At 52.1% G+C, this 9,601-nt stretch carries 9 protein-coding genes; all 9 read right to left on the bottom strand.

Features of this window, described 5'->3' with window-relative positions; genetic code table 11:
• Positions 1–153: 153 nt before the first annotated feature.
• Positions 154–861, bottom strand: a complete 708-nt coding sequence (locus tag M0P74_17450) for a cytochrome c3 family protein (protein MCK9365376.1) — start codon at positions 859–861, stop codon at positions 154–156.
• Between the two features lie 37 nt (positions 862–898).
• Positions 899–1,468, bottom strand: a complete 570-nt coding sequence (locus M0P74_17445; GenBank protein MCK9365375.1) for a hypothetical protein — start codon at positions 1,466–1,468, stop codon at positions 899–901.
• Between the two features lie 54 nt (positions 1,469–1,522).
• Positions 1,523–3,649, bottom strand: a complete 2,127-nt coding sequence (locus tag M0P74_17440; GenBank protein ID MCK9365374.1) for a hypothetical protein — start codon at positions 3,647–3,649, stop codon at positions 1,523–1,525.
• On the bottom strand, positions 3,630–4,592 hold the full coding sequence (locus tag M0P74_17435; GenBank protein MCK9365373.1) for a peptidylprolyl isomerase: 963 nt from the start codon (positions 4,590–4,592) through the stop codon (positions 3,630–3,632). The genes M0P74_17440 and M0P74_17435 overlap by 20 nt, the downstream gene beginning before the upstream one ends.
• 297 nt (positions 4,593–4,889) lie before the next feature.
• The gene (locus tag M0P74_17430; GenBank protein ID MCK9365372.1) at positions 4,890–5,594 is read right to left on the bottom strand and encodes a cytochrome c3 family protein; all 705 of its coding nucleotides are present in this window, start codon (positions 5,592–5,594) and stop codon (positions 4,890–4,892) included.
• A 159-nt stretch (positions 5,595–5,753) separates the two neighbouring features.
• The gene (locus M0P74_17425; GenBank protein ID MCK9365371.1) at positions 5,754–6,452 is read right to left on the bottom strand and encodes a hypothetical protein; all 699 of its coding nucleotides are present in this window, start codon (positions 6,450–6,452) and stop codon (positions 5,754–5,756) included.
• A gap of 294 nt (positions 6,453–6,746) precedes the next feature.
• Entirely contained in the window at positions 6,747–7,769 is a 1,023-nt protein-coding gene (locus tag M0P74_17420) for a 6-bladed beta-propeller (protein MCK9365370.1), read from the bottom strand.
• Between the two features lie 25 nt (positions 7,770–7,794).
• Complete coding sequence (locus M0P74_17415) at positions 7,795–9,183, bottom strand: sigma-54 dependent transcriptional regulator (GenBank protein MCK9365369.1); 1,389 nt, start codon at positions 9,181–9,183, stop codon at positions 7,795–7,797.
• Between the two features lie 7 nt (positions 9,184–9,190).
• Positions 9,191–9,601: ATP-binding protein (locus M0P74_17410; protein MCK9365368.1), on the bottom strand; the 411-nt coding region annotated here is incomplete at its 5' end.

Genomic DNA, 9,601 nt, shown 5'->3' with positions numbered 1-9,601 from the left:
CTTTTACTTTTTGTCCCGAATCTGTTACGTTTTTCATGGCGTCCTCCTTTGTGTATGGGTTTTGTTTGGCAACATTTCCATATCACATTTAGAGGACGCTTTTCCTATTTCCTAAGATAAAGCTCTCCCTTAAGGACTCGCGATAACGCCGTTCTACTTTATATGACATTCAAAGCACAAGGCGCTCCCCCTGTTGCTCCGCACAAGCATGGCCGGCAGAGTGGAGTAGAGATTATGACAGGAGCCGCATCCGAGCTTCCCGTCAAACAATCTGATCCGCCTGTTGAGCAGTTCCTTCCTTCTATATCCGCCTTTTCTTGCTGCCTGTTGATAATCTCCACCTATGGGATGACTGCCGGCATTCCCGGCGCCATGTTGCCAGATGCCGCCGCCGATATTAACCACGCGCGCCCCGGCAAGTCCGCCATCATGGCAACCGAGGCATTCCTGAGATTCACGATCCAGAGGCTGACTGGGGTTTACCGTCTCGTACTGTGGCTGATGGAGCAAAGAAGAGACAACCTCATGACCGTACTTATTTTTTTTGAAAAGCGTTTCCCGATGACAGCTCATGCAGAAGGCCTTTCCCGTTTTCTCTGCCACCAGCAAATATTTTCTGCTCCCGTGAATTTCATGGCAGGTCGCGCAGGTCATTTTTCCCGCCCAGTCCAGCTTGAATTCCGGCGGCAGCGGGAAGGACGGTTTCACCCCGTACGGATGAGACATGATGGTTCCAATCTGCGTATGACATCCCTTGCAAAGCTTGTCCACATCGCTGACGAGCAGTATCTTCCCACCCTTCAAGGGCGTGTTGAGATGGCACTGGCCGCACTTGCCCTCGAAGAGGTGTTCTTTCTCCATGTTTTCTGCAAAAGCAAGCAATGCCGAAAACGCCCCACTAAATAATAAAGCGATCAAGAACTGCCTGCATCTTTTCTGCGTCATACTTAATCCTCAGTATTGCCGCTGAATTACCCTTCTCAGATTGAAACCACTCTTTTTCCAAGGCATTCGTTCTGGCCGAAAACTTGCCGTAATAGTACTTTAATTCCTTAAAACTGGCATGCCATTTTCTGAGCATCTCATTGAATTTTACCGATAGAATCTGTCCCTGGTCGGCGCCGCGCAAGCTCATTTCGTGAATATTGAGATCCCCGCTTTTTAGCCGTTCTATATTGCCCTCCAATTTAAAAATCGCCCCTCCTACCCTATGGGACAAGAAAAGGGTAAGGAACAAAGTGAAAAGAAGGGCCAGTATAATCTCAAAAAGCACCACAAAAATAATTATCGGGACAAGTTTCACCTCGGTCTTTTGCACTGCGTAAACAAGGGATGCATAAAAGGTTGCATTCCCCTTCGGCAAGATGAGCAAAAAGAACAAGACGCTTAATATTGATATTGCCGCCATCCCTATGCAAAATCGGGCGATAAAGCCCCATTTGAAACGACTGTCGATATATTCATTCATCTTCTCTTCTCCCTTCGCACCCTCCTGCACCCGTTTATGAGGAGGCGAGTCTCGTTAAAAAGGCCTGGAAATCTTCAGATATATGGACTGCCGGCTGTAGAGACTGTTCGCGCCCGTCTCGTTGCGCCAATTGTGCTTGAGCTCGATCATTATCCTCCTTATCGAGAAATGCAATGCATTTTCCATGCTATAAACCGTGCGCGCAGTGGAAGTTCCGGTTATTTGGCCTGCTACATCGTCGGAATCCATGACGGAATTATCCCATTCCCCGCGCAAGGTCATAGTAATAAAAAGGGCTCTCAGCGGCGCCGACCTGACGATAAGCTGGCTGTAGAAGTAGCTTCTGTCGGTCTGGGAGCCTCCCCCTCCGCCCGACTTGCTGATCTGGCTGCTCAGCACACCGCCGCCGCTCAGCGTGGCCATGTTAATCTCGGAAACGTAGGCAAGCCAGGCGTAGTTCATGTCGAGCTCGGTCGTACGGGACGAATTGGAGTAGGGCTGAAACGTCGTATTCGCCCCCGCTTCCGTTGCCGCAACGATCGCGTCGTTTTTGCTGTCGTCCTGGCTGTAACGCAGTAAAGACTGAAGCTGAACCCGCGCCGAAGGGGAAACAGACCAGGCGCCGCTCGCTTGCCAGTTGGTCGTTCCGCCTCCTCCCGACGATGCGGACCTTATCGCCTGCGTCTGGAGGGTAACATTGGACTTCCACCAGTCATAGTCCCGGGAGGCGGAGGCGCCAAGCCCGGCGTTTCCGACTGACTTGCTTGCGGCTACCGATTGATTGCTGTTGTTCAACCCCATGTTTTCAAACAAATGGAGATTCCAGAGCCCGACTTTCCTGGTGTAATTCATTCCGGCCGAGATATTTTCCGACGCGTTCGTCGCACCGCCTCCCGAATCCGTATATCCTGCCCCCATACTGGCGTTGACGCTAAGCTCGGGGTTAAGCTGGTAGTTCGTGGAATTGGAGAAAAAAAGATTCGTTCCCGCTCCCGCCTCCGAGCTGAAATAATAGACATTCAGGCTGCTGTTATTGCTGAATGCCTGCGACGGGCGATAACTGAAAGAGCTGCTGGAATTGAGGTTAATGACGCCGCTTTCCTCCTGCAACCCCGGATTCGGCGCTCTTTGGCCAATGATCCAGTTTATGCCGTTACTGATGATGGTGACCTCCACCCACTGCGTCTGCAGGATGAGCGAACCGGCGCCGCCGATCGTCTCCGCTCCCGCCGGTTTGACGGTAACTCTGTTGGCCGTCGCATCGATCTTGACAATTGTGAAGGTGCGGCCGGCATCGCCCAGGGCGCTGGGGAGCGACGCAGTGAGATTCGCCAGAACGGCGTCAAACCTGACAATCTCATCAGCCCTGGTCAGCGTGTAATCGCTGTTTTTTGTTACCGTGGGGGAGGTAATGTCCTGAAATCTTCCCATTCTGCTCACCGAGTTAAACCGGAAATCCTGGCGAAAGGTCTTGCTTTCGGAAAATGTCTTTTCCAGATTCACCTGGGCGGCGTGCTCCCGGGTATTGTTGGTCTGCTCGATCTTGTCGGCCGTATCGGTAAAGGAATATGCGTAATTACTTGAAAAACCGGAGAAGTCCTTATTGGCGCTGATTTGCAGACGTCGCACGCTTCTGTCGAGCCGCTGATCTCCGTTCGAACCTTCCATACTGTTCTCGTCATAGTTGATGGCAACCGGAAAGGGCCGATAATTAAGGTTAAGCAACGCTCCATAATTCGTGTTCGTTTGTGATACCAGCGCGGAACCGGCACTCGCCGTAAGAGGAACAAAACTGCTGAGGGACTCGCGGTTGGCGTAAAAAGAGGTATTGATGCGCCTCCCGGAAAAGAGCTCCGCCCTCGCATTGTATCCCAGATTGTCTATGCTCGAGGAGGCGCCGTTGGTCTCCGTATTGCCTTTGCCTATGGAAACGCCCAACTCGTAGTTAAGCAACCGGGGACTGAGGATAAAACTCTGGACATCAATCTTGTAGCGGTGTTCAAAGGAACTGTAGGCGCTATGCTGGTCCTGACTGTCTTCCGTTTCATTCTTCGTTTCCAGCTCAACCGCACCGGTAACGAAATATTTTCCATACCGGGCCGCGGCGGCAGGAATCGTCCCCCCGATCAGAAAAAAAAAAGCAATCAGCGCTGCGGCATGCCTAATCCCCGTAAACCTCAATTTTGGCGTTCTCCTTGAGAGACATTAGCAGATCGGCAAGCCTTTTTTCCACGGCTTTTTGCTCCAGTTCCTTTTTCAGTTTTTCCTTCACCTCTTCAAATTTCAACTGTTGCGGCGGAAATTTCTCCACCGCCTTGAAGATATGATGGCCGTAAATGGAGGTCACAACGCCACTCAGTTCCCCCTTCTTCAGAGAAAAAGCGGGATTTTCCACGTCGGGTTCCAGCCTTCCCCTGTGCACCACACCCAGGTCGCCGCCTTTCACCCGGCTCGGGTCGTCGGAATTGTCCCAGGCCAGCTTCTGAAAATCCTCTCCCTTTTTAAGCCTTTGCAGAAGATCTTCCGCCTTCTTTTTCAGTTTCTCCTTCTCATCCCGCGGCGCCTCCGGCGGCACCCTGATCAGGATATGAGAAAGGCGCATCGCCTCCGGCTTCTGGAACTTCTCCCGGTTTTTCTGATAATAAGCGCGCAGCTCTGTATCTTTTAGCTCCGACTTTTTATAGACCTCCTCTTTCAGAAAAAGCTCTGCCAGCATGATATGGTCGAGCTTTTTTCTCACATCCCCCTCGGTAAGGCCGTACTTTTTCAGCGCCTCCCGATAGGCCTTTCTCGAGGGGTATTTCTTGACAATCTCGGCAAGCCTTTTGTTGACAGCGTCTTTTCCAGCCTTATAGCCCTTCTTCAGGGCGCCCCGGTAGAAAAGCTCCTCCTGGATCAGATTTTCGAGCGCCTTTTTCTCCAGCTCTTTGATTTTTTCCGGCGTCACATTACGGTGATAGGAAGCCTGGGGCAGAAGAGACGCCACGGCCTCGTCAACCTCGCGCTGGCTGATCGCCACGCCATTGACCTTCGCCACTGGCTTAAATGAGTTATCCTGTTTTTCTGCTGCAAACAAAGGGGGAAAATAAAGGGCAACAAGAAAAAGAACAACAAGCCCCGTCATTGGGAAACACTGCCCCCTATTTGTCATTGCGAAAAACGACCTCTTTTTTGTCATTGCGAAATCCTGCCCCTTTTCTGTCATTGCGAGGCGCCTGAACGCTGCGGCAATCCCATGAGATTGCTTCGCTTCGCTCGCAATGACAAATTCTCAAAATAAAGCAAAAAAGCCTTCCCTCAGGCAAAGAAAAGGCAACACATTCGACCACCGGGTTGCCGCGGGCCAAGGCCCTCGCAATGACAAACCCTAAAAAAGGGGAGGGGCAGAATACCCCTCCCCTGATGTGGGAAGAATCAAAATTTACTTGATGTGGCATGTTAAGCAAAGCTGACTGCTTGTATTTGCGAATCGAAGGAAGGGTGAGATACCCGCTCCGTTATGAACATCGTGGCAGCTTGCACATTCCATTTGGTTTTTGCCAGTTCCGAAGAAGTAAACGGTACCCGCCGCACTTGTAATTTTACCACGAGTCCCGGTTGTGACGAGTGGCTGAAAGGCAGCATCTCCCCCTGCACCAGCTACATTGTTATAGATAATCGAAATGGGATGATCGTTTGTCAGACTAGCAGAACCATCCAACAGCATGGTCGAGGCACCCGTCATTTTTAGTGTACCAGGAGTTCCCGTGCCAGCTAATGTTGAACCGGGTCTGTTGATCAGCGCATCATAGGCTTGCGCACCGTCATGGCAGCTCAGACACGCCGCCGACACACCGCCGGGGGTTGTCCCATTAACATTGAGCATGTCCATTGTTGAGCTCGTTGAGTTCGTGTACATTGTATAAGTCGCAGTATTGTTTCTGTTCCATAAAGGGGCGCCGGTACCGCCAAAATGCGGCGTATGACAGAATACGCAAATCTCTGTTTCTCCCGATCCTGTCACTGCCGACAGATCGTGTTTTGTGGTCGCTATCCCCGTCGCCGCCCTGGCGATCTGGGCCACCATCATGATCGAAACCATCGCGATCATGACTATGAGCATTGTTTTTGTGATTGATTTTTTCATTTGTTTCTCCTTTCATTATTTTGTATTATAATCCCCTGTCAGCATTTATCATGACCTGCAACTTCTCCCTCTCCACAAACCCCTTGTTTTTTCCCCAACCTTCACTTCTTTATATCTTAATGCAGCACATACCGTGCCAGCCATGCGATGATCTTCCGGCTATTTGACATGACACTTCAGGCAAAGGACGCTGCCGGAATTCGAAATCCGCAAAAAGGGCGCCCGGGCCGGATCGTGGACATTATGGCAGGTGGCACATTCCACCTTTCCGGAAAAAAGCGGCACGTCGGACCAGCCCTTTTGCAGATCCGGGGGGACCAGAAACCCCGCATCCTGCGCCGCCGTGGGATAAACGATCGAAATGGGGTGGTCATTCGTGAGATTGGGACCGACCGCCGGTATTGAGTACATTGATCCGCTATGAGAGTCGTGACACGCGGCGCAGCTTATGGAATACGTTCCCGTCAAACCTGAACCCGGCGCATTGATAACTTGGTGGGTATAAGTCGCAGTCGCAGCCTCGGGGGCGCTGACGCTGTCGTGGCAACCCAGGCAGGCCAGGGAAAGCCCGCTGGGCCGGGAGGGAATTGTTGTGTCTATGGTCGGACTGGTGTACATGGTAAAGGCGTCAAAGTTGAAATCGGCGCTTTTTTTATTCCACAGGGGGGCGGCAATTGTGGCGCTTGCAAAATGGGGGGTATGGCAGTGGACGCAAACCTCTCCTCCGACCACGCTGATATCGTGCTTCGATCCTGCCACCGAGGCGGCCCGGACAGCCGGCGCATTAAACGCCATGACTGTTATCATTGTGAAAAGAAAAACTTTCTGCCTGATTTGCGCGCCCATCAACTCCGCCATCTCTCCAGTGCGCTCTCCCGCATCCGCTGCGTAATTTCAGAGGCCTGTTTATTGTGGCCTCTAAAGCAAAAGGCGCGCCGGGAATTAGAAGTCAGCAAAGAAACGCTCCGGACGGATCATTGATATTACGACAGGGGGAAATTCCTCCCTCATGACTGGTTCAAAAAGGGACTTTAACCCCCCTTGGCAACCAACATAATCCCATTGTGGGTGATATGCCCCACCCACAATGGGGCATATCACCCAGATTTGTCAGTTTTGACGTTTCTACGAAAGGAGTCTATCGATATGCAATCAGCGGGCGGCTTTACTCTTTAGATATTGAAAGACGTTTATCCGTTTATTATATTGATCGGCGACATAGATTTTATCATCCGCGTCGATGTACATCCCCGCGGGGAGCCAGAACTGCCCCGGCTTGTTGCCCATCTCTCCAAAAAACATCAGCAGTTGCCCCTGCTCGTCAAAGATCTGGACGTTGTTGAAGGCGGAATCGACGACATAGATATGGCCGTCGCTATCGACCGCGATCCCCTTGGGACGGGAAAACATCCCCGGCGCGTCGCCTACTTTACCGAATTTGCTAATAAATTTACCGTCGGCGTCGAATACCTGCACGCGGAAATTCATCGAGTCGCTGACATAGACCTTGCCGTTTTTACTGACAAAGACATTGGTCGGGTAGTTGAACTGGGCATCCCCGTCGCCCCGGCTCCCCACCACCGCCACCTGTTTTCCCTCCTTCGAATAGATGAACAACTGGTGTTTGTTGGTGTCCACGATATACACCCTGCCCAGGGCGTCGTTCACGGCAATCCCGGTCGGCTGCAGGAAGGCGCCCTTTTCACCGATGACCCGCGCGTACTTTCCGTCTTTGTCAAAGACAACCACGCGATCCTGTTTGGTGTCGGAGACATACATGTTTCCCGCCGCATCGGCCGCAATCCCGATCGGCTTGGCGAGAAACCCCTTCCCCTCCAGCCCCGCATGAAAGTACTTCTTGTTTTTTATGTCAAAAACAACTGCCCGGCCAATGCCCGTATCGGTCACGATTACCCGATCCCTGCTGGCAAAAACACCGTAGGGCTTACCCAGCCCCATCCCGACCTCCGATTCCCCGAGGAGCGTGGTCAGCAGTTTCTGGCTGCCTGTTTGCTCCTGCACATCATTGGAGCTTTCATAGGTTCTTAAATACCTGATCCGCGGCTCATCCGGGGGAAGCGGCCAGACCAGCTCCACCTCTTTTTTAACCTCCGCCCCCGCGCAGGCAAAAAGAAGGAATGCCAATCCTATCCAGTATAAACGCTTTCTTCTCATCGAACACCTCCCTATGTCCACACCCTCAAATGCCGAATTTCTGCATCCGATACCTCAGCGTATCCCTTGTTACCTTAAGCAGCCTGGCTGCCTGTGCCTGATTGCCGTTTGTCATATTGAGCGCCTGCAGAATACATTCCTTTTCCACCCTGGCTAACGCAATTCCCTCTTCCGGAACGGTGACCGCCAAAGCCGTTACCGTTGCGTCGCCGCTTTGCGCCACTGCATCACTCGCGACAGGTCTTTTTATCTCCAAAGGAAGATGATCCGGCAAAATGGTGTCCGCGTCCACGTCGGCAAGGATCATGACCCGCTCAATCACATTTCTCAATTCCCGGACGTTGCCGGGCCAGCGGTACTGAAGCAGCAGTTCCTCCGCCTCTTTTGACAGGTAGCGGATATCTCTTCTGAATTCCCTGTTCAGTTGACCGATGATGTTCATCGCGATGGTCGCGATATCCTGTTTTCTTTCGCGAAGCGGCGGGATATAAATGGGCAGCACCTTTAATCGGTAAAAGAGATCCTCGCGGAAATTGCCCGCTTCCACCTCCCGTTCGAGTTTGCGATTGGTGGCGGCGATAATGCGGACATCCAGGCTGATATCCTTGCTGCCGCCGATATGTTTGAAGGTCTTTTCTTCCAGCACCCGCAGCAGTTTCACCTGCGTGGAAGGTTTGACATCGCCGATCTCGTCCATATACACCGTGCCGCCCTCGGCTGCCTCAAAGAGTCCTTTCTTGGCGCTCTTGGCGTCCGTGAAGGCGCCCTTCTCAAAACCGAACAGCTCGCTTTCAATCAGGGTCTCCGGCAGCGCCGTGCAGCTTATTTCCAGAAAGGGCCTTGTCGCCCGGCTGCTCTCATAATGGATAATTTTTGCCAGCAGGTCTTTGCCGACGCCGCTCTCTCCCTGGATCAGCACCGTGGAACAATCCGTCGCGGCGACCTTTTTTGCCAGCGACAAAACCTCCATCATATTGGCGGAACAGGTGGTAAAGCGATCAAAGGAATAGTGGACGCTGCCCGCTATTCTCAGTTCGCGCACCTCTTTTTTAAGACGGGCTGTCTCGAGCGCCCGGTTCGCTATGATCCTCACCGATTCAAATTCAAAGGGCTTTTCTATATAATCATAGGCGCCTGCCTTGATGGCGGAGACGGCGTTTTCCACGCCGCCAAAGGCGGTAATGATGATAATGATGACATCCCGGTTAAGCTGCTTGAGCTCTTTGAGGACTTCGAGCCCGTTCTTGTCGGGGAGCTTCACGTCGAGAAAGACAATCTCGGGATTATTCTCCTTAAAACAATTGATGCCCTCCCGGGCAGTGCCGGCGGTAAAGACATCAAACCCTTCCTTTTCGAACTCCTTTTTCAAGGACCAGCACATCAAATTTTCATCATCCACGACCAGCAATTTCATCTGCAGCTCACCTGTTTTCGTTAAAGGCGGGGAGATAAACCTCGAAGGTCGTACCCTCCCCCACTTCGCTTTCCACCTCTATGAAACCGCCATGTTCCTCAACGATCTGGGCGCTTATCGAAAGCCCGAGCCCGGTGCCGCTTTTCTTGGTTGTAAAAAACGGATCAAAAATCTCAACCAGATTCTCCTCGGCAATCCCGCTCCCCGTGTCCCTGATCATGACCTCAACATATTCCCCGGCGCCGCCCCCGGCACGTTCCCTGTAGGTCATCGCCACAGCGATATCGAGAGCCCCCTTTTCCTGCATGGCCTCGATGGCGTTGAGACAAATGTTCAAAAACACCTGTCTCAACGCCTTGCCGTCGCCATATACTTTTTTAATCCCTTCGCCGCCGGAAACATTGACTTCGATAGATTT

This window comes from Syntrophales bacterium (assembly GCA_023229765.1).
GTDB lineage: Bacteria > Desulfobacterota > Syntrophia > Syntrophales > UBA5619 > DYTH01.
This window is presented reverse-complemented; position numbering and strand designations above follow the sequence as displayed.